The sequence below is a fragment of the Gardnerella piotii genome (assembly GCF_049815665.1).
Taxonomy (GTDB): domain Bacteria; phylum Actinomycetota; class Actinomycetes; order Actinomycetales; family Bifidobacteriaceae; genus Bifidobacterium; species Bifidobacterium piotii.
The window spans coordinates 1,098,122-1,118,311 of sequence record NZ_CP187450.1 but is presented as its reverse complement, the minus strand read 5'-3'; the positions used below and the strand labels follow the sequence as shown (position 1 = coordinate 1,118,311).

The following is a 20,190-nucleotide window of genomic DNA, read 5'->3' as shown; positions in this document are numbered from 1 at the left end:
TCAAGCTTAAAATCTTTTTTCTAGCTTTTTAGAGCAATGTGGTTAAAGGCTATACTTCGGCGTGTTGCCTTTAATCTAGGGAAAAATCATACTGTTTAATAAAGGATTTTTTTATTTTCTAAAAAAGCTTGCGTTATGTAAAAGTTTAATCTTTTTTAAGAATCGCCTTATGTATTGATGAAAACTATATAAATATATGCAATACTTGAATTATGCAAATTAGACCAGGTTCTATGTATCCGCTTGGAGCTACCTACGATGGCGCGGGCGTAAACTTCGCATTGTTTTCCGAAGTAGCAAAGCATGTTGAGTTGTGCTTGTTTGACGAGCAAGACAACGAAACGCGCATCGATATGACTGAGCAGAATTCTTACGTTTGGCATACCTACATATCTGGAATACAGCCAGGCCAAAGATACGGCTATAGAGTTCACGGTCCGTATGATCCAAATCATGGGTTGTGGTGTAATCCAAACAAGCTGCTTTTAGACCCATATGCTAAAGCGATTGAGGGAAATATTGACGGCGACGAGAGCCTGTTTTCTTATTGGTTTGCAAATCCAGATGATTTAGCAGCAATGAACACTTTGGATTCTGCAGATCACACTATGAAAGCTGCTGTTATAAACCCATATTTTGATTGGGGAAACGACCAGCACCCAATGATTCCGTATCACGATAGCGTGATTTACGAAGCTCATGTTAGAGGAATGACGAATCTAAATCGTAATGTTCCTCCCGAAATCCGCGGAACGTATGCTGGATTAGCTCATCCAAGCGTAATATCTTACTTAAAAAAGCTTGGAATTACTGCAATTGAGCTTATGCCTATTCATCAATTTGTAAACGATTCTTTCTTACAAAATAAAGGCTTAAGCAACTATTGGGGATATAACACAATTGGATTCTTTGCTCCTCAAAACTCGTATTCAAGCTCTGGTCAGCGCGGCGAGCAAGTAAACGAGTTTAAGGCAATGGTTAAGGCATATCATGCTGCAGGAATGGAAGTTATTCTAGACGTTGTTTACAATCACACTGCAGAAGGAAATGATAGGGGTCCAACATTAAGCTTTAGAGGAATTGACAATCGTGCTTACTATCGCTTAGTAGACAACGATCAGCGTCATTATTTTGACACTACTGGCACAGGAAACTCGCTTCTTATGCGATCTCCTAAAGCCTTGCGATTAATCACAGATAGCTTGCGATATTGGGTTACGGAAATGCACGTAGACGGATTTAGATTCGACTTGGCTGCAACGCTTGCTCGTCAATTCCAAGAAGTAGATAAGCTTTCTGCATTCTTCGACATTATTGAGCAAGACCCTATTATCTCTAGCGTAAAACTTATTGCAGAGCCTTGGGATATTGGCGTTGGCGGATACCAAGTTGGCGGATTCCCTCCAAGCTGGTCCGAGTGGAATGGTCGCTACCGCGATTGCGTACGCGATTTTTGGCGCTCGCAGCCTTCGACTTTGCCTGAGTTTGCAAGCCGACTTATGGGAAGCTCCGATTTATATGAGCAAAATGGTCGTAAGCCTGTAGCTTCTGTAAACTTTATTACTGCTCACGATGGCTTTACTATGAACGATTTGGTGAGTTATAACGAAAAGCATAATGAGGCTAATAAAGAAGGCAATAACGACGGCGCTAACGACAATCGTTCGTGGAATTGCGGAGTAGAAGGCCCTACAAATATTCACGATGTTAACGAGCTTCGTCAGCGTCAAATGCGAAATCTTTTCTCCACTTTGCTAATGAGCCAGGGCATTCCTATGATTTGCGCTGGAGACGAGATTATGCGTACTCAAAATGGAAACAACAACGCATATTGCCAAGATAATGCTATTTCTTGGATTAATTGGGACTTTGATTCCACTCAAAAAGATATGTTTGACTTTGTTTCTAAGCTTATTCATTTAAGGTTGGATCACCCTGTTTTGCATAGGCGTAGGTTCTTTATCGGTCGTATGCCTTCGGATGATGCTTCAGAGATTCCGCAAGTAGAGTGGTTTGATCACACAGGTTCCGTAATGGATATGGAAGCTTGGAGTAATACTCATGCGCTTTCGGTGATGATTTATTTGAATGGTTCAGATATTCCAGAAACCGATTGGTACGGAAGTAGAATGGTCGATAATGACTTTATTCTTATTTTCAACGCGCATTACGAGCCTATAACTTTCACTTTGCCAGATAAGCGTTATGGAGAAAAGTGGACTCTTGTTGTAGACACTCATAATCCAAAAGGTCCGCAATTGCATTACGAATCTGGTTTTAATATTGTTGCTCAATCAAGAAGCTTCCTTCTTCTTATGAGCGAGAAGCAAGAATAATATTAAGAATATAAAGAATAATATAAGAAATTAAAATTGATTGTGACCTATGGCTTTGCTGATTTTAGCTGGTTGTAGGTCACATTTTTAATATCTTGATTTAATATCTTGATTTAATATTCGACTTAAGACCTTAAACGGTCGCTTTGCATAGCTGCGACTTGTCTTGAAAACACTATTATCCACCCTAAAAATAGTAAACAAGACAAAGCTTCTACATTTGTTAAAGTGTTATTGCCATGAACCCATTGGTTACCAACCCAAGCAGTAAGAATAACAGCTAAATCCGAAGCAACGTAGAATGTTTTAGAAAGCCTAGGAGCAAGCCATGGAAGGCATATAAGCATTGTGCAAATAAGACCAGTAACGCCTCTAGCGCATAAATCGTGTATAACAGGATGAGGAGTGTAGCGGAACGTTCCGATTCCAATAAATGCTATTCCTCCAAGAATTAGCAAAGCTGCCATAATGGTTGTTCGAGTTTTAAAATGCTTTGTAGCGTTAGTGCCTTTATTTTGCAAGATTTCGTGCTGTGTTGCAACAAACTCGGTTATAGCAAAGTAGCTTGTAATAATAATGCATATTCCAGCTAGAATTAGCGTTGCATTAAACATGCTTGCTGCAAACGTTGTTCTGTCTCCTAGCTGAGAGAAGTTATTGTTGTACCAATACGGGTCGTCGGAAGTTAATCCAGCGGTCGCAGCTCCAGAAATCACAAATAGTGGAAGAAGTGAAGCAACGGTTTTTGCTTCTAAAAGTTCTGCTTGTACAAGAGTTGCGTATCCAACAATTCCGCTTAATGCGCAACAAAGAACAGGAAGATAATTGTTTACGGCACTTCTTCCAATAATGCTGTTGATTATAGAAAGAAGAGCAAAAGACATGAGTAGCATTGTTGCGCCATAAATCGTAGAAAGAGCGATTATTTCAAAAGCGTGTTTTGCAATTTGCAACCAATTCTTTTTAAGTATTCCTTTGTGTGTTCTTAAATATCCGACTACAAAAGTGCACATGCTGCAAGCGGCCACCACTCCAGATGCCATTGTAAACAAGCGTTGTGTAACTTGCCATATTGCGGGCATTGTGTTTATGTATATAGACATTACAATCATGCCAAATAATGCGCACGCTAGAAAAGCGATTAATCCCGCTGCCTCCGCACGTTGAAAACGCCCCATATGAACCTCTAAAATCCGTTTCCTATTTTTCAATGCTTGTTCTATTCTATCGCGCGTGTTGCAAATTTGCGTTTGTCTGCAATGTGCGCTATTGTATTTGATTGTGCTTGGAGCTGGTAATCAGCTAGAAAGCATCGGGGTGTAGCGCAGTTTGGTAGCGCGCCTGCTTTGGGAGCAGGATGTCGCAGGTTCGAATCCTGTCACCCCGACTTTTTTATATCTGCTTGTTTTTTAACATCTACTATACAAAAAAGCACTCTATGTGTATTCTTGTATAGGTGAGTTTTTGGTGCATTATTTGCATTACATTCTTACACTGTGATTATAAATATTTGACTCGGGAGCCGTTTTGGCTGAGAGGAAGCGAAAGCTTCGACCGATTGAACGTGTGCTAAGTAATGTTAGCAACGGATGTCGCTCTTTTCCCGTGCCCAAATCTTTCAATATTGAAGAAAGGCACTTATTATGACTAATGTTTCAATGGAACATTCTAATCGCTGGCGTATTCTTGATATCGTCATAGCTGCTATTATCGCTGTTGCATCTGGCGTATTATTCTGGGCTTGGGATATTGTTTGCGCAGCTCCTACTAATCTTTTTGCAAGCTTGTTGCCTGGTGCTGAAGGCTTATCTAATGGTTTTTGGCTTTTTGCTGGGCCTTTAGCTGCAATAATCGTGCGTAAGCCTGGTGCTGCATTGTTTGCCGAAACTCTTGCTGCTTTTGTGGAACTTATGTTAGGAAATCAGTGGGGTGTTGGTGGATCGTTAATCGTCGGTATTATTCAAGGCGTTGGCGCTGAACTTGCATTCATTTTCTTTATGTACAAAACATGGAATTTGCTTTCCACTGCAATATCTGGATCGTTAGCAGGCGTAGCTTGCTTTATCTACAATTGGGTTAGCGGCGGTCAAGGCTGGAGCGCTCAATATATTGTTGCAAATCTCATTACTTCTATTATTTCTGGTCTTATTGTTGCAGGCGTTGTAGTGTGGTTTGTTCAAAAGGCATTAGCTGCAACGGGTGTGCTTGATCGTTTTGAATCAGGCCGTCCTCAAGCATTAGTGTGAGTCATATCTAAATACTCATTGCAACTTGTAAACTATCGTGTTTAATGCGCAAAATGCAAAAACACGGTAGTTTACTCGTATGATACTTATATTTCGTATTTGTTTTACTTTATATTTTTTGAAATTGTGTTATGCAATTTTTGTATTTTAGATTTTGCTATGCAATGAAAATTTTGCTATGCAATGAAAGTTTGTTTGTATGCAATTTGTGAATAAGACTGAATGGACTCCAGCGAGCGTAGTTGCTAAAGACTGGGGTTGGAGACACGCTACTCGCAAAGATTTTGTGTTGAGGAATGTAAATATTGATATTAAGCCTGGTGAGCATGTGTTGCTTTTAGGTGCTTCTGGCGCTGGGAAAAGCACATTTATGGCTGGTTTAGCAGGTGTTTTAGGTGACGAAACAGAAGGTATGGAAGAAGGTAGCCTTCTAGTCGGTGGTGTTCATGCTAGAGATGCTCGCGGAAAAGTTGGACTTGTTATGCAAGACCCAGATTCTCAAATTATTCTTGAAAGAGTAGGTGACGATGTAGCTTTTGGAAGTGAGAATCTTGGAGTTAACAGCGAAGAGACTTGGAATCGCGTAAAGCTTTCAATAAAAGCTGTTGGCTTAGACAATATTACTCAAGGAAGTCAGGGTCTTAGACGCTCAACACAATCTTTATCGGGAGGTCAAAGGCAACGTCTTGCTTTAGCAGGAGTGCTTGCAATGCATCCTGGATTGCTTCTTTTAGATGAGCCTACAGCTAATTTAGATCCTCAAGGCGTTCAGCAAGTTCATGATGCTGTAGCGAATATTCTTAAAAAAACAGGCTCTACAATGATTGTAGTTGAACATCATATTGATGTGTGGCTGGATTTGATTGATAGAGTTATTGTTATTGGAAAAGATGAAAATAATAATGATTCAAATGTAGGATGCGTTATTGCAGACGGTAAGCCTGAGGATGTTTTTGAAAAATATGGCGATATGCTTGCAAAAGGTGGTGCTTGGGTTCCAGGAAGAACAGTTAAATCTTTTGCTCCTAAACATTGCTATGACGAGATCAAAGATACTGAAGAATCTGTTGCGCTCTATACGAATGATTGCTCTTTTGGAAGAACTCTGCCACTAGCGGAACATGTTAATGTAGCTTTTCGTTTTGGCGAAGTAACGGCTTTAATGGGGCCTAATGGTGCTGGTAAAACCACATTAGCGTTAACGCTTGCAGGCTTATTAAAGCCGATTGCTGGTAGCGTGTGCATGATGGAAAAGTATGTTCCAAAACGACGTAAAAATGATCTTTTTACTTGGAAAAGTCAAGAATTACTAGGGCGAGTTGGCATGGTGTTTCAGGAGCCAGAGCATCAATTCATAACATCGTCTGTAAGAGACGAAGTTGCTGTAGGTCCTAAAAAGCAAGGAAAAAGCGAAAAGGAATCTTACGATATTGCCGATAGCATGCTTGAGCGTATGGATTTGAAGCGTTTTGCTCTTGCTAATCCTTATACATTATCTGGAGGGGAAAAACGTAGACTTTCTGTAGCTACGCTTTTAGCTGCTGCTCCACGCGTTGTTATTATGGATGAGCCTACTTTTGGACAAGATTTTAAAACTTGGACAGCAATGGTGAAACTTATTGCGCAAATACGCGATAGTGGCTCAGCGGTGATTGTTGTTACTCACGATGATGAGCTTGTAAAGTCTTTAGATGCCAGAGTAATAAGAGTTGAGTCACGAAAAATCGCAGGATCCGCTCATAACTATAGTGAAGGGAATGAGTAGAAGTGAATAGAACTAGTAGTGTAGAAGAATCGTCTAGAATCCAAGTTAAAGACTTTGAAAATTTATTGAAAGTTTCGCATATTGATGTAACTGCATCTTCTAAACGTTTAGAAAGTGAACGACTAGTTTCGCCTTCTTGGTTTATTCGTAGGCTCAATCCAATAAGTCGTTTTATTGGAGCGTTATTACTTTGCTTGCCTATGTTTGTTACATTAGATATTGTTTCTGCTTCTATTGCATTCGGTTTAGACGTACTGTTATTTGCAATTGCTGGAGTAACTCCTTGGTATGTTTTACGCCATACTTGGCCAGTTTGGATTGCTGCTTCGGGTAGTTTTATATCGGTGCTTTTATATGGTCAAACTTCTGGAGATGATATATTTAAGTTTGGCTGGATGCATATAAGCCAAGGATCATTGTATTTGGCAATTTGTACGTTTGTTCGTGTTGCATCTGTAGCAGTTCCAGGCGTTATATTAGCTATTGGATTAGATCCAACTGATTTAGCAGACGGCTTAGTGCAGATTTTGCATTTTTCTCCACGATTTGTGTACGGAGCATTAGCTGGATTGAGAATGTTTAGCCTATTGCAAAATGATTGGCGTGCTTTTGGTTTAGCTCGAAGGTCTCGTGGTATATCGGATGGTAAAGCGTTGCAGCGTATGCTTTCGCAATCTTTTGGTTTGCTCGTGTTATCTATTCGCAGAGGTACGAAACTTGCTACAGCTATGGAAGCTAGGGCTTTTGGAAGTAGTATTAAACGTGTTCCAGCGCGAAAATCGAAGTTAACAGCATATGATTGGATATTTTATGCAATTTGCATTGCTGTTCCTACTATTGCTTTATATGCTTCAATACAAACAGGATATTGGCATAATGCGTTTATTCATATGTAAAGCATTGTGAAAATTACAATGCGTACATATTTAATGCGTACATATTTATAGATAGTATTCATAATATGAGCGGAATAATGAATCCTTATAATCATGATGATGTTTGGCAAGCTCCATCATGCAATACTCCTTTGAATGCAACAGTGAATATTCCTGGAAGCAAATCATTGTCTAATCGATATTTGATTTTGGCAGCTCTTGGTAAAAAGCCAGTTGTTCTAAAGGGATTGCTGAGATCAAGAGATACGGAACTTATGATTAACGCGCTAAGCGTATTTGGAGTTAAATGCGATTCGCTAAGCCGCGACGGCACAGCAGTTTGCGTTATTCCGCCCAAAAATGGCGTTTTTAGCGTAGATGATTGTGCGGTTGTTAATTGTGGTTTAGCTGGAACAGTTATGCGTTTTGTAACAGCTTTAGCGTTGTTTGCAAATAATTGTGTGAAATTTGATGGAGATGAGCAAGCGTATGCTCGTCCAATGAAGCCTGTTCTAGATGGATTGGAACAGCTAGGCGCAAAAATCGTATATCACGGAAAAGTCGGATTCTTGCCATTTAGCGTTATTCCGCCCAAAAATCTTGAATCATATTGTGTAAATTGTGCGCAAAATTCTTGCAATAATCGCGTTATTCGCATTGACTCTTCTTCATCGTCTCAATTTATATCTGCGCTTCTGCTAATTGCATCTCGCGTTCCAGGAGGATTACAAATAGAGCATATTGGAAGCAAATTGCCTAGTATGCCTCATATTCAAATGACAATGGAAGATGTGCGCAAAGCTGGCGGAGTAGTAGATATGCCAGAAAGCGGAGTATGGCGTATTAAAGAGCATGATTTGACTTTGCCAGATGAAGTTGTTGTAGAGCCAGATCTTTCTAACGCAGCGCCTTTTATTGGAGCAGCGTTGATTGCTGGCGGATGCGTTAAAATCCCTAATTGGCCGCTTAAAACAACTCAGCCTGGGGGATTGTTGCCTGGGATTCTTGAGCAAATGGGCGCAAAAATTGTTTTTGAGCATTCGGCTGCGGACTCTTCAACATTGTGCGTAACTGGTAGTGGCAAAATTCACGCAATTAAGTCGCTTGATTTAGCTGCTGCTGGCGAGGTTGCGCCGAGTATTGCTGCGATTCTTGCGCTTGCAGATGGTGTAAGCGAGTTGCACGGTATTGCGCATTTAAGAGGCCACGAAACGAATCGCTTGAGTGCAATAGTTACGGAACTAAATCGCGTTGGAATAGGCGCTGATGAGCTAGATGATGGAATTCGTATTATTCCTAGCAAAAATATGCATGGGGAAGTGATGGAGACTTATGCGGATCACAGAATGGCAACTTTTGCATCAATGTTAGGTCTTCGTATATCTAATATAAGAGTAAAAAATATTGCCACTACGCGCAAAACGATCCCTGATTTTCCTGGTATGTGGAATAAGATGCTCGAATAGTGAGCTTAAATAGTGAGCCTAAATAGTTAGCTTAAATAACAAATAATCCCGAGTTTTTTTAACCCGGGATTATTTATGTGTTACGTTTTTACGTTACGTTGTTTTACACTACGATTTAGCGCTCAAACTTGTTGCCGTAAGAATCGACTCCAGCTTCTGCGATTTGTGCAGACTTTCGAGCGATTGCCAACTCTTCGTTAGTTGGGATTACAGCAATAATCACAGAGCTATCTGGAGTGGAAATAATGCGTGGCTCCTTAGAACGAACCAAGTTCTTCTCTTTATCGAGCTTAACACCGAATGGAGCAAGCTTTTCGCATACGCGAGCGCGAACAATCTCGTCGTTTTCGCCAACGCCAGCAGTGAATGTGATTACGTCCACGCCGCCCATTTGAGCAGTGTAGTTGCCAATGTAGCCAACAATGCGGTGAACGTACACGCCAAGAGCAAGCTTAGCGTCTTCGTCGCCCTCTGCGATGAGCTTATGAATATCGCGCAAATCGCCGTGGCCAGTCATGCCCATCATGCCAGAACGCTTGTTAAAGAGCGTATCAAGCTCGTCTACGTTCATGTGAGCGTTGCGAATAAGGTGGAACACTACTGCTGGGTCAATATCTCCAGTGCGGCCGCCCATCATCAAACCTTCGAGAGGCGTTAAGCCCATAGAAGTTTCAATTGGCTTGCCAGAAACCTGAGCAGAAGCAGAAGCGCCATTGCCAATGTGCAAAACAATCTGCTTCAAGCCTTCTGCAGGCTTTCCAACAACGCTTGGAACTACAGAGCCAATGTATTCGTGGGAAGTGCCGTGAGCGCCATAGCGACGAATGTGGTACTGGTTTGCAATGTCTTTGTTCAATGCGTAAGTCGCAGCAACCTGTGGCAAATCGTGGAAGAACGAAGAGTCAAACACCATAATCTGTGGAACATCTGGCAAAAGTTCAGTCATAACTTCAGCGCCAACAGCTTCTGGGCCGTTGTGAAGTGGAGCCAAAACAGCCAAATCCTTCACCTTATTAATGGTCTTTTTGTTCACTAATGCAGGCTTAGGGAATGTTAAGCCACCCTGAACAACGCGGTGTCCAACAGCTACGATTCCAGACTTGGAAAGATTTGGACCATATTCCTCGAAGAAGCCGAGTACGCGCTTTAAGCCTTGCTCGTGATCGTGCACTGGCTCGTCAAACTCATGCTTTTCGCCATTGAATACGTGCTTGTAGTGTCCGTCAACTGGCTCGCCAATTTTTTCTACAATACCAGATGCAATGCCTTCGCCGCTTTCCAAATCGACGAGCTGGTACTTAATAGAACTAGAACCAGAATTGATAACAAGAACGGTTTTTGCCATGAGGGCATCCTCCATAAAGTGTTGATAAGGCTAGTAAATTGCCACGTTTAAGTGTACATGCAAGTTCCTACAATGAGTAGGTTTTATTAGTCAGAATCTCTGCAGGAACTTACCTATTTGTTAAATTTGTTATTTATTATTAGAATTGTGCTTCCAATGCTGTAAGAGCAACAGTGTTAATAATATCTTGAACCAACGCTCCTCTAGATAAGTCGTTAACAGGCTTGTTTAGTCCTTGCAAAATTGGTCCAACAGCTAAAGCGCCGCTGGAGCGCTGAACGGCCTTGTATCCAATGTTTCCAGCGCATAAGTCTGGGAACACAAACACATTTACGTGGCCTGCAACATCATTGCCTTTAGCTTTTGATGCAGCAACAGTTTCGGACCACGCAGCGTCAAATTGAATAGATCCAACAACTTTCAAATCTGGGTCTTTTTCTTTTACAAGCCTTGTAGCTTCCTCAACTAAATCAACGTCTGGGCCTTTTCCAGATCCAAGAGTGGAGTAAGATAGCATTCCAACTTTAGGATCTAATCCGAAAGCTTTAGCGGTTTGTGCAGATTGAAGAGCAATGTCAGCCAATTGTTCAGCGTCTGGGTTCAGATTAATAGCACAATCAGCAAATACTGCTACATGATCCTTAAAGCACATAATGAATGCGCCAGAAACAAGCTTAGATCCAGGCTTAGTTTTAATAACTTGAAGAGCAGGGCGCACAGTATTTGCCGTTGAGTTAACAGAGCCAGAAACAAGTCCGTCTGCTAATCCAAGTACCACTAGCATTGTGCCAAAGTAGCTTGCGTCTTTAAGCTGTTCTCTAGCTTGCTCTTCGGTCATGCCTTTCTTTGCGCGCAATTCGCAAAGCTTGCTAATCATTTTGCTAAGAATCTCTTCGTCGCTCATAGATTGGAAGCTTGCTTTGCTAAGAGACTTTAATCCAAGTTCTTTTCCTCTTGCAAGAATAGATTCGCGTTCTCCAACAATAATTAGGTTTACAATGTCTCGCTCTAGCAAATAATCAGCTGCTTTTAGAATGCGGTCTTCTTCGCCTTCTGGAAGCACTATTGTTTTCTTATTTGCTTTAGCTTTTCCAAGCAGGCTGTATTGGAAGGCGTACGGGGTAGTAGGAGCAGCAAATGGCTGTTGCAAAGCGCTAATGATTTCTTCGTTTTCAACGTAATCGCTGAATTTATTAAACTCTGATTCGCCTATAGAAGGCAAAGTCCAAAGTGGAGTGCCATTATTGCTTTGAGCATAGTCTTCCTTTAATTCTTTTGCTAAGTCTTCTTTGCAATCAGTTACAAAAATGCCGAATACTTTTGTGTATTCTTTGCTAACGCTTGCGCATTGCGCTTCGATTGTTTGCAAGATTTGCTTGCTATCTCTGCCTTCTGCGCAAACGCTTAAGAACACTGGGGAAGCTAAGTCTGCTGCAACAGATGCGTCGAATCTAAATAAGTCTGGGTCAAATACGGAAGTGGAATCGCTTGCTACAATAACGCATCCTTGAGCGTTTGTTGCGCTAATCAGCTCGTTGTAACTAGCTACAATGTCTCCTCTTAGTGTGTCTTTGTTTTTACGAACTGCGCATGGGCATGCTGCGATTACTTGTTCCAGTGTTGGTTTTGTGTTGCTTGCGGCTATCAATTCGCTTGTGAACGCGTCATCATGCTTTGCAGATGGTCTAAAAACAGTTGTTGAATAATGATTAGAAAGAGCTTTTGTAACTCCCAGTGCTACAACATTGCGACTTTGCGCGCAATCTGCGCTAATAATAGTTACGTTAACTAACGACACGACTTTTCTCCTTTGATGCGTCTGTGTTTATTTTATTTTGCGTTGCATTTTATTTTGCTTTGCATTTTCGTTTTTACTATTCTTCGTATTTCAACGTTGAAAATTGCATATCGAACGAAGAATCCTTAGCTATTTTAAGGCTATTTGCAAAACAACAAGCGGAAATTTTGATTTTTTATGTGTTTTATTATTAATTTTTTGTACGACTAATTTTTTAGGGAGCCAACCTTTCGATTGACTCCCCAAAAATCAGCTAAGCAATTTTAGCGTTGATAGCTTAAAACTACTCGTTATCGCCAGCGGTTGCGGCGGTAGCAGTGACAGCGCCTGGCTTGTCGGTCTTAACGCCTGGCCATACCCAATCGGTGTAGTCTGGGTGATCAAGACCCTTGTCGACTGCATACTGGAAGGCTTCGAGGCGGAAGTCCTCGAGCTTCTTGATTTCGTCGGCATACTTAGCGGCGTCAACCATGCGCAAAGCTTCAGCGGTAAGCTCGTAACGATCCATGTCGTTAACGCGAACCATGTCGTATGGCGTGGTGGTGGAGCCCTGCTCCTTGTAGCCATGGACGTTGAAGTTGTCGTGGTTTGGACGATCGAAGATCAAGCCGCGAACGTCATGTGCATAGGAGTGATAAGCGAAGAGGACTGGCTTATCGGCAGTGAAGAGATCAGTGAACTCTTCGTCAGTCAAAGCTTCGTTGTTTTCCTTAGCGGACTGCAACTTGAGCAAATCAACAACGTTAACAACCTTGAACTTAACGCCAAGCTTGTTCAACTTGTCGGCAGCGGCCATCAATTCCTGCTGTGGAACATCGCCAACACCAGCAAGAACAACCTGAACTTCGTCATTGTTCTTAGCGTTGGAAGCCCACTTCCACTCAGCAGCACCCTTCTCGAGCTCTTCGCGAGCTTCGTCGAGAGTCAACCAAGTAGCAGCTGGCTGCTTACCAGCGAAGATAGCGTTAATCATGTTTGTGGACTTGTAAGCCTTTTCAGCAACAGCAAGCAACATGTTGGAATCCACTGGGAAGTAGATGCCGATTACGTGATCGTTGTTGAAGGTCTTGTTCAAGAGCACGGAGGTTACGCCTGGATCCTGGTGCGAGAAGCCGTTGTGATCCTGACGCCATACGTGAGAGGACACGAGCAAGTTCACAGAGGAGATTGGCTTACGCCATGGGATCTCGCGAACGGTAGCCTCAAGCCACTTTGCGTGCTGGTTCAACATGGAGTCGATAACGTGTACGAAGGACTCGTAAGAGCTCCAAATGCCGTGACGACCAGTGAGCAAGTAGCCCTCGAGGAAGCCTTCCATCTGGTGCTCGGAAAGCTGCTCGGTAACCTGGCCAGTAACAGCCATGTGCTCGTCGACTAAGCCAGAAAGGTAGCCTGCGTCCCACTGCTTGTTGGTTACTTCGTAAGCAGCCTGCAAACGGTTGGAAGCGGTCTCATCTGGGCCGAAGATACGGAAGGAATCTGGGTTGTTCTTGATGATGTCGCGAGTGTAAACACCAAGACGACGGGTAGCTTCGAGCTGACCCCAGCCGTGACCGAATTCCTTAACTTCCTTGACTTCGTAATCCTCAAGCTTTGGAAGCTTAAGATCTTCGCGAATACGACCACCGTTGGCGTTTGGATTTTCGCCAATACGGAGTTCTCCCTTTGGCATGAAGGAAAGAACGTCTTCCTTAACAGCACCCTTTTCATCGAAGAGCTCTTCAGGCTTGTAGGACTTCATCCAGTTCTTCAAAACCTCGAAGTGAGCTTCGGTATCGCGAGCGGAAGCCAGTGGAACCTGGTGTGCACGCCAAGAACCTTCGGTCTTCTTGCCGTCGATGAACTTCGGGCAAGTCCAACCCTTTGGAGTGCGGAAGATAATCATTGGGTAGTAAGGGCGAGTTACGTCGTTAGTTTGAGCCTCGGCCTTAATATCGCAAATCTCATCGAAGATGGTTTCAAACATATCGGCAAAGCGACGGTGAATGGAAAGGTGATCCTCATCATCGAAGCCAGCAACGAACTCATATGGCTCGTAGCCCATGCCGTGGAAGAACTCGTGGAGCTCTTCGTCGGAAATGCGGGAAAGAATGGTTGGGTTAGCGATCTTGTAGCCGTTCAAATGCAAGATTGGAAGCACAATACCATCGGTACGTGGGTTAACGAGCTTGTTGGACTGCCAACCAGTAGCCAAAGGACCAGTTTCAGCTTCGCCATCGCCAACGATTGCTGGAACAAACAAGCTTGGGTTGTTCATAACAGCGCCGTAAGCGTGGGAGAGAGCGTAACCGAGCTCGCCACCTTCGTGGATGGAGCCTGGGGTCTCTGGAGCGAAGTGAGAAGGAATGCCGCCTGGGTAAGAGAACTGGCGGAAGAACTTCTGCAAACCAGCTTCGTCCTTGGTGATCTTTGGATAGTACTCAGTGTAGGTACCGTCAAGATAAGACTGAGCAGTACCAGCTGGGCCGCCGTGGCCTGGACCCATAATAATCACGGTGTTCTGCTGGTGATCAGCAATAAAGCGGTTGATGTGTCCAATAAGGAAGTTAAGGCCTGGAGTTGTACCCCAGTGGCCGACTAGACGATGCTTAACATCTTCGCGAGTGAATGGCTCCTTCATTAGAGGATTGCTGCGAAGATAAATCTGACCGATAGCGAGGTAATTAGCAACGCGCCAATACTTGTCTACGCCTTCGATGGCCGCCTCGGAAACTGGAGCGTTAAGCTTCTTCCAAGGGGTGCCAATAACAGGACTCGTCATGTGTACTCCTGTACTCAAGCACTTTTCAGTGCGATTTTAATCATTACCATTTGGTTATAGAGGCCAAAAAACAAATGTATTCGCCTCTTTTTCCATCTTTTTCAGTATAGTAACAGCTTTTGACTTTTGTGCGTTTGATTAGTTACTACGTGCGAATTTGTTGAAAAAATGTGTTAAAGTGTTAACAAAAATCACCTTAAAAGTATCAATTATGTTATGTTTGATGTTCACTTTCTTGTTATGTCAAGGTTGTTTATTTTTACAATTTTTATAATTTGTTAAGTTACGGCGTTTCGCACAACGCAACGTCTAAAAGCGCCATTAGTATAAATTGAATCACCTATAAATGTGTTTCTTATATATAAGGAGAATCATGGCAAACGGTCCGGTACTTGTAGTTGACTTCGGTGCCCAATATGCCCAGCTAATCGCTAGAAGAGTGAGGGAAGCAAACGTTTATTCGGAGCTTGTTCCGCACTCTATGCCAGTAGAGGAGATGCTGGCAAAAGATCCAAAAGCCATAATTCTTTCTGGCGGCCCTGCCTCCGTTTATGAGCCAGGAGCGCCAAAAATTGACACAAAGATTTTTGAAGCGGGCGTTCCAGTGCTTGGAATTTGCTACGGATTCCAAGTTATGGCTCACGAGCTTGGAGGCGTTGTAGACAAAGCTGCATTGGGTGAGTATGGAAAAACGCATGCAACTATTGATGAAGCAGAAGGATTGCTGGCAAATTCGCCATTAGAGCAAAACACTTGGATGAGTCACGGAGTGGCAGTTAAGAGCGCGCCAGAAGGATTTGAGGTGCTTGCTCACACTCAAGGCGCTCCAGTTGCAGCTATGCAAGACAAAAGTCGCAAGCTTTACGGAGTGCAATGGCATCCAGAAGTCAAGCATACGCCTTTAGGTCAAAAGCTTATCTCTACATTCTTGCACGAGTGCGCAGGATTGGAGAATGATTGGAATCCTTCGAGTATTATAGAAGATCAGGTTGCAAAGATTCGTGCAGAAGTTGGCAATGCACAAGTTATTTGTGGTCTTTCTGGAGGAGTCGATTCCGCTGTTGCTGCAGCTCTTGTGCATAAAGCAATCGGAGATCAGCTTACTTGCGTTTTTGTAGACCATGGTCTTCTTCGTAAAGGCGAAGTTGAGCAAGTTAAGCACGATTTTGTTGAGGCAACTGGAATCAAGCTTATTGCAGTAGATGCAGAAGATGACTTTTTAGATGCGCTTAAAGGCGTTAGTGAGCCAGAGCGCAAGCGCAAGATTATTGGCGAAAAGTTTATTCGCACATTCGAAAAAGCGCAGCGTCAAGTTATTGAAGAAGCTGGAAAATCTGGAGCAGAAGTTAAGTTCCTTGTACAAGGCACGCTTTACCCAGATGTTGTTGAGTCTGGCGGCGGAGACGGTGCTGCAAACATTAAGTCGCATCACAATGTTGGCGGCTTGCCAAAGGACTTAAAGTTTAAGCTTATTGAGCCTTTGCGCACTTTGTTTAAGGATGAAGTTCGCGCAATTGGTACCGAGCTTGGTCTTCCAGACGCTATTGTGTGGCGCCAGCCGTTCCCAGGCCCAGGATTGGGAATTCGCATTGTTGGAGAGATTACTCGCGAGCGTTTAGCTGTGCTCAGAGAAGCAGACGCGATTGCGCGCGAAGAGCTTTCGGCAGCTGGATTAGATCGCGATATTTGGCAATGCCCAGTTGTTCTTTTGGCAGATGTTCACTCTGTTGGAGTTCAAGGAGACGAGCGCACGTATGGTTCTCCAATCGTGCTTCGACCAGTAAGTTCTGAGGATGCTATGACTGCTGATTGGTCGCGAGTTCCTTACGATGTATTGGCAAAGATTTCTACTCGAATCACAAACGAATGTCGCCAGATTAATCGCGTTGTGTTAGACGTTACATCTAAGCCGCCTGCCACAATCGAGTGGGAATAGATGAGCCTAATATAGTCCTAATATAGTCCTATATATAAGGAGTGAAGTAAGAACAAAGCAAAGCCGCAATTCTTGCAGAAAGGAACAACGATGATCCACGGCATAGAAGTATTTACGAGCTTCAATAAGAAGGCGCTTGTAAAGTTAAAGTTTGTGTTGGCAAGAGTTGCGGCTATAACATCTTGTGCTGCCACTATTTTGGCGGTAGCAGTAGTCGCAAGCAGCCCAGCGATTGCATATGCTGGCGCAAAATCATCTCAAAAAACTGCACAAAAAGGCGTAATTGTAACAGCATTCCAACAAAATTGGAAAAGTATAGCAAAAGAATGCAAAAAAACGTACGGCCCAGAGGGCGTAAAATACGTGCAAGTATCGCCTCCGCAAGATCATATTAAGGGCGATCAATGGTGGACAAGTTATCAACCTGTAAGCTATAAGCTAAATTCAAAACTTGGCACAGAAGACGAGTTTAAAAAGATGATTACAACTTGCAAAGCTTTGGGTGTTGGAATTATTGCAGATGCGGTAATAAACCACACAACTGGTTTTGCAAACAAAGATACACTTGGCGTTGGTGGAAGCAAGTATGATGCTGCAAATCAGTCGTTCCCAGATGCTGGATATACAAAAGATGATTTTCACAAGTCAACAGAAGATATAAACACGTATCGAAAAGCAGAAATCGTTTGGACGCATCGACTTGTTGGGCTGCTTGATTTGGACACTTCTAATCCTCATGTGCAAAAAACTTTGGGAGAGTACTTTGCGCATATGCTAAAGCTTGGAGTGGCTGGGTTTAGAGTTGATGCTGCAAAACACATGTCTCCGCAAGATGTAAAAGGCATAAAAGCTGCGGCTGCAGAGGCTGCTGGCACAACGCCAGATAAGATTTGGTGGATGCAAGAAACAATAGGGTTCCCAGAGCAAGACCCTAGAATTCAGCCAGACCAGTATCTGCAAACTGGTGAAGTGAACGAATTTGAGTACTCCTATAGGCTTAGAAACTATTTTTATGGGTCTATTGAGAATCTTAAACATATTACAGATAAGCTGATTCCAAGCAAAAAGGCTGCGATTTTTGTTACAAATTGGGATACTGAGCGAGACAATGCAAGCAGAGTTTTAACGTATAAAGATGGCAAAAAGTATGAGCTTGCAAACGCGTTTATGTTGGCGTATCCATACGGAACTCCAAATGTGTTTTCGGGTTATGAGTTTACAAAACGAGACGAGGGAGCGCCTGGAGCTACGCAAACTTCGATTCCTGATGTGAGTTGTGCGAAGGATTCTAAGTGGCAATGCACGCAAAGGCTAACTTCGATTCGCGGAATGATTGGATTCTACAACGCTGTTAGAGGCACTAAGGTTACTAATTGGCAAGATGATGACGATAATAACGTTGCATTTAGCCGAGGAAACAAGGGTTTTCTTGCGATTAACAATACGGAAAAGCCTCAAAAAGTGAGCTATAAGACTGACTTGCCAGATGGTGAATATTGCAATGTTTATGAGTCTAAAGATTGCACTAAAACTGTGAGCGTTAGTGGCGGAAAAGTAGAGACCACTGTTGATGCGGAATCTGCTGTTGCTCTTCATGTTAATGCTGTAAAAAGTCTTGGAAATGCTAGAGCTAGAAACGTTACAATATTCATTTGCGTGTTTTCTGTGTCAATTTGTGCGTTTGTTGTTAATAGAAGATTTGTTGAAAAATCGAAGAAGCTTGCCAAAGGCAATAGTGGTGATGCTAAAACAGATGAAACTAAAGGTAAGTGATTTACTGGATTGGTCTTTGGATTAGTCTTTAGATAAGTCTTTAGATAAGTCTGGAATAAATCAATAATCTAAAACAGGTTGACTCTGTTAAAACCTTTATTTATAATAAATAATCTGGCTTTATACCAGTATTTAATTGATAGTTTGATAAATCAAAAGGGGTCGATCGGTTTCGACGGTGATCTGTTCGCCGCGGGGAAGCGTGCCGAGAATGCGAAAGTCCACTCGTAAACGTCCTTTCGCAAAAGAATAAGTGCTAAATCTAATCGCACTGAGTTCGCTCTCGCTGCCTGAGCTTCGCGCCAGGATTAACCAGTGAGCAGCTGCTCCGTTTACCCACTCACGTCTTCGGAGTGGTGCTAAACGTCATTAGAAGACTTGCTTGAATTGCCGAGCTGCAGGGCAATTCAGGGACTTTTACTGTAGATATGCTCGCCATGAATTGTCTGCGATAACATGGGGGCAGAAAAACTGCCGATTGGCCAGCAGACTACGCACGTAGAAGACCGAGGGTACGGTTTCCGGACCGGGGTTCAATTCCCCGCGACTCCACAAATACAATAACGCCACTGCTAAAACAGTGGCGTTATTTGTTGTTGTTCTATTGTTTAACATATCATGAATTGCTGTAAAGTCGCGCAAAATGCGTTAACTAGCTTCGTTTTTTGCGGACTTTTTGCTGGCTGAAGATTTTCTACTGGCTGAAGATTTTTTGCTGGCTTCACTCTTTGCGCTAGTCGCAGGATTCCTGCTAGTTGTAGTGTTCGTGCTGTGCGTAGTGTTTCCGCTAGTCGTAGCCTTTGCGTTGTTTGCAGTGTTTCCACTGTTTGTAGTCGTGTTACTAGTTTTACTACTACTTTTACTAGTAGTGTTTTGAGTCGTGTTACTACTAGTGTTGTTTGTGTTGCTGTTTGTACTCGTGTTTTGAGCCGTGTTTTGTTGTTTTACTGCTTCTAGGTTATGTTGAAAGTTTTTGTGTTTAATCTCGTTCTGCTCGTATTCGCATAATTGTTTTCCTAGGCTTCTAGCTATCATGCGTGCTCGAGTTTTAGTATTATTATCCGACATGTTTTTGAACTCGTTTAGCATGCTGATTTTACGCATGACCATGTTTTCAGCGTCTATGAGTTCTTTACAATGATTATTGATCGCGTGCGCTTGATTTTGTGCTTCTAGTTTTTCTTTTTCTGCTTGCTTGCATTTTTTAAGATGCGCGTCTCTTAGACGGCGTATAGCGTTTTCAACGCTTCTACTTCTCGTGTTTGCTCGCCCGTCGGCGATTACAGGGTTTTTCGCGTAATAGTCGTGGATGATTTTATGTGATAGTTCAGTATCGCACGCGTTGTTAGTGTTAACGCCTCTTCTAGCGTCAACCCATGGTAGTTCACTGCGTGCTCTGGCGGCTAAGTCTTGTGTAGTGTAATCTTTTAACGCTTCGCAGACAGCGTAGATTATGCGTAGTTGGGAGCAGTTAAATGTTTTGTATAGTTCGATTGGGCTGAAGATAATATTGTTTTCGCTTACTTCGTCTTGTGTTAGGTAGCATATGTTAAATAGTTCTAGGCATACTGGCCCGTCTTTCCATGCTTGGAATGAGTTGGGGAATAATTGTAGGCTTGTTGTAGATAAGTATTGTGCTTGACAGTAGTATGTGAGTAGTTCTAGTCTTTCGTGGCTCATTTTTCCGTAATTGTGTAGTATTGCGTATGCTACGCGTTTGATTGTAGACATTTTAGTATTCCTTTCACCGTTGAAAAGACATGACTATTTGTGGGGTAATGGTTTTTAGTTTGCGAAAACGATACCATACGAGTCGCGTATAGCAAAACTGGCGGCGTGTCGCGTCGTTCGCGCGCTTAGACCGCGCTAACGATTCCCGAGTTAATTAA

The 20,190-nt window shown here is 42.8% G+C and carries 12 protein-coding genes, 1 tRNA gene and 1 other RNA gene; 9 read left to right on the top strand and 5 right to left on the bottom strand.

Going from position 1 to position 20,190, the window contains the following annotated elements; translation table 11 throughout:
- The first annotated feature begins 212 nt into the window (after positions 1 to 212).
- Positions 213 to 2,336, top strand: coding sequence for a glycogen debranching protein GlgX (gene glgX, locus ACPEIW_RS04595; protein ID WP_016786800.1), 2,124 nt, complete (start codon positions 213 to 215; stop codon positions 2,334 to 2,336).
- A 125-nt stretch (positions 2,337 to 2,461) separates the two neighbouring features.
- Here glgX and ACPEIW_RS04590 read toward each other — a convergent pair whose 3' ends face one another.
- On the bottom strand, positions 2,462 to 3,514 hold the full coding sequence (locus ACPEIW_RS04590) for an ABC transporter permease (RefSeq protein ID WP_415696404.1): 1,053 nt from the start codon (positions 3,512 to 3,514) through the stop codon (positions 2,462 to 2,464).
- A 135-nt stretch (positions 3,515 to 3,649) separates the two neighbouring features.
- Here ACPEIW_RS04590 and ACPEIW_RS04585 point away from each other — a divergent pair.
- The 5 genes from ACPEIW_RS04585 to aroA all read left to right on the top strand — a co-directional run bounded on the left by ACPEIW_RS04585 (position 3,650) and on the right by aroA (position 8,688).
- Positions 3,650 to 3,723 (top strand) — tRNA-Pro (locus tag ACPEIW_RS04585).
- A 256-nt stretch (positions 3,724 to 3,979) separates the two neighbouring features.
- Entirely contained in the window at positions 3,980 to 4,582 is a 603-nt protein-coding gene (locus ACPEIW_RS04580) for an ECF transporter S component (protein ID WP_016635674.1), read from the top strand.
- A 199-nt stretch (positions 4,583 to 4,781) separates the two neighbouring features.
- Positions 4,782 to 6,347, top strand: coding sequence for an ABC transporter ATP-binding protein (locus ACPEIW_RS04575; RefSeq protein WP_116286005.1), 1,566 nt, complete (start codon positions 4,782 to 4,784; stop codon positions 6,345 to 6,347).
- A 2-nt stretch (positions 6,348 to 6,349) separates the two neighbouring features.
- A complete protein-coding gene (locus tag ACPEIW_RS04570; protein WP_415696405.1) occupies positions 6,350 to 7,243 on the top strand; it encodes an energy-coupling factor transporter transmembrane component T family protein in 894 nt (297 codons plus the stop codon).
- Between the two features lie 77 nt (positions 7,244 to 7,320).
- Positions 7,321 to 8,688, top strand: a complete 1,368-nt coding sequence (gene aroA / locus ACPEIW_RS04565) for a 3-phosphoshikimate 1-carboxyvinyltransferase (RefSeq protein WP_248899429.1) — start codon at positions 7,321 to 7,323, stop codon at positions 8,686 to 8,688.
- Between the two features lie 115 nt (positions 8,689 to 8,803).
- Here aroA and ACPEIW_RS04560 read toward each other — a convergent pair whose 3' ends face one another.
- From ACPEIW_RS04560 to ACPEIW_RS04550, 3 genes are all read right to left on the bottom strand, one after another.
- Positions 8,804 to 10,033: an acetate/propionate family kinase gene (locus tag ACPEIW_RS04560; protein ID WP_115793848.1), complete on the bottom strand. Its 1,230-nt coding sequence runs from the start codon at positions 10,031 to 10,033 to the stop codon at positions 8,804 to 8,806.
- A 139-nt stretch (positions 10,034 to 10,172) separates the two neighbouring features.
- The gene (pta, locus tag ACPEIW_RS04555; RefSeq protein ID WP_425663308.1) at positions 10,173 to 11,831 is read right to left on the bottom strand and encodes a phosphate acetyltransferase; all 1,659 of its coding nucleotides are present in this window, start codon (positions 11,829 to 11,831) and stop codon (positions 10,173 to 10,175) included.
- A 283-nt stretch (positions 11,832 to 12,114) separates the two neighbouring features.
- Positions 12,115 to 14,592 (bottom strand): phosphoketolase, encoded by a 2,478-nt coding sequence (locus ACPEIW_RS04550; RefSeq protein WP_415695345.1) that lies wholly within the window; start codon positions 14,590 to 14,592, stop codon positions 12,115 to 12,117.
- Positions 14,593 to 14,965: 373 nt separating this feature from the next.
- Here ACPEIW_RS04550 and guaA point away from each other — a divergent pair, with 373 nt between their 5' ends.
- The 3 genes from guaA (at position 14,966) to ssrA (ending at position 18,856) form a co-directional block, all read left to right on the top strand.
- Positions 14,966 to 16,528 carry a glutamine-hydrolyzing GMP synthase gene (guaA, locus tag ACPEIW_RS04545; RefSeq protein ID WP_425663306.1) on the top strand — a complete coding sequence of 521 codons (1,563 nt, stop codon included), beginning with the start codon at positions 14,966 to 14,968 and terminating at the stop codon, positions 16,526 to 16,528.
- A 90-nt stretch (positions 16,529 to 16,618) separates the two neighbouring features.
- Positions 16,619 to 18,301, top strand: coding sequence for an alpha-amylase (locus ACPEIW_RS04540; RefSeq protein ID WP_425663304.1), 1,683 nt, complete (start codon positions 16,619 to 16,621; stop codon positions 18,299 to 18,301).
- A 158-nt stretch (positions 18,302 to 18,459) separates the two neighbouring features.
- Positions 18,460 to 18,856, top strand: a transfer-messenger RNA (tmRNA) gene (gene ssrA, locus ACPEIW_RS04535).
- 93 nt (positions 18,857 to 18,949) lie between these two features.
- Here the strand turns inward: ssrA and ACPEIW_RS04530 are convergent.
- Positions 18,950 to 20,032 carry a Panacea domain-containing protein gene (locus ACPEIW_RS04530; protein ID WP_425663302.1) on the bottom strand — a complete coding sequence of 361 codons (1,083 nt, stop codon included), beginning with the start codon at positions 20,030 to 20,032 and terminating at the stop codon, positions 18,950 to 18,952.
- Between the last annotated feature and the right edge of the window lie 158 nt (positions 20,033 to 20,190).

Excerpts from the sequence above, each read along its gene's own strand:
- glgX (WP_016786800.1), top strand. The coding sequence starts at position 213 with ATGCAAATTAGACCAGGTTCTATGTATCCGCTTGGAGCTACCTACGAT.
- ACPEIW_RS04590 (WP_415696404.1), bottom strand. The coding sequence starts at position 3,514 with ATGGGGCGTTTTCAACGTGCGGAGGCAGCGGGATTAATCGCTTTTCTA.
- ACPEIW_RS04580 (WP_016635674.1), top strand. The coding sequence starts at position 3,980 with ATGACTAATGTTTCAATGGAACATTCTAATCGCTGGCGTATTCTTGAT.
- ACPEIW_RS04575 (WP_116286005.1), top strand. The coding sequence starts at position 4,782 with ATGCAATTTGTGAATAAGACTGAATGGACTCCAGCGAGCGTAGTTGCT.
- aroA (WP_248899429.1), top strand. The coding sequence starts at position 7,321 with ATGAATCCTTATAATCATGATGATGTTTGGCAAGCTCCATCATGCAAT.
- ACPEIW_RS04560 (WP_115793848.1), bottom strand. The coding sequence starts at position 10,033 with ATGGCAAAAACCGTTCTTGTTATCAATTCTGGTTCTAGTTCTATTAAG.
- ACPEIW_RS04550 (WP_415695345.1), bottom strand. The coding sequence starts at position 14,592 with ATGACGAGTCCTGTTATTGGCACCCCTTGGAAGAAGCTTAACGCTCCA.
- guaA (WP_425663306.1), top strand. The coding sequence starts at position 14,966 with ATGGCAAACGGTCCGGTACTTGTAGTTGACTTCGGTGCCCAATATGCC.
- ACPEIW_RS04540 (WP_425663304.1), top strand. The coding sequence starts at position 16,619 with ATGATCCACGGCATAGAAGTATTTACGAGCTTCAATAAGAAGGCGCTT.
- ACPEIW_RS04530 (WP_425663302.1), bottom strand. The coding sequence starts at position 20,032 with ATGTCTACAATCAAACGCGTAGCATACGCAATACTACACAATTACGGA.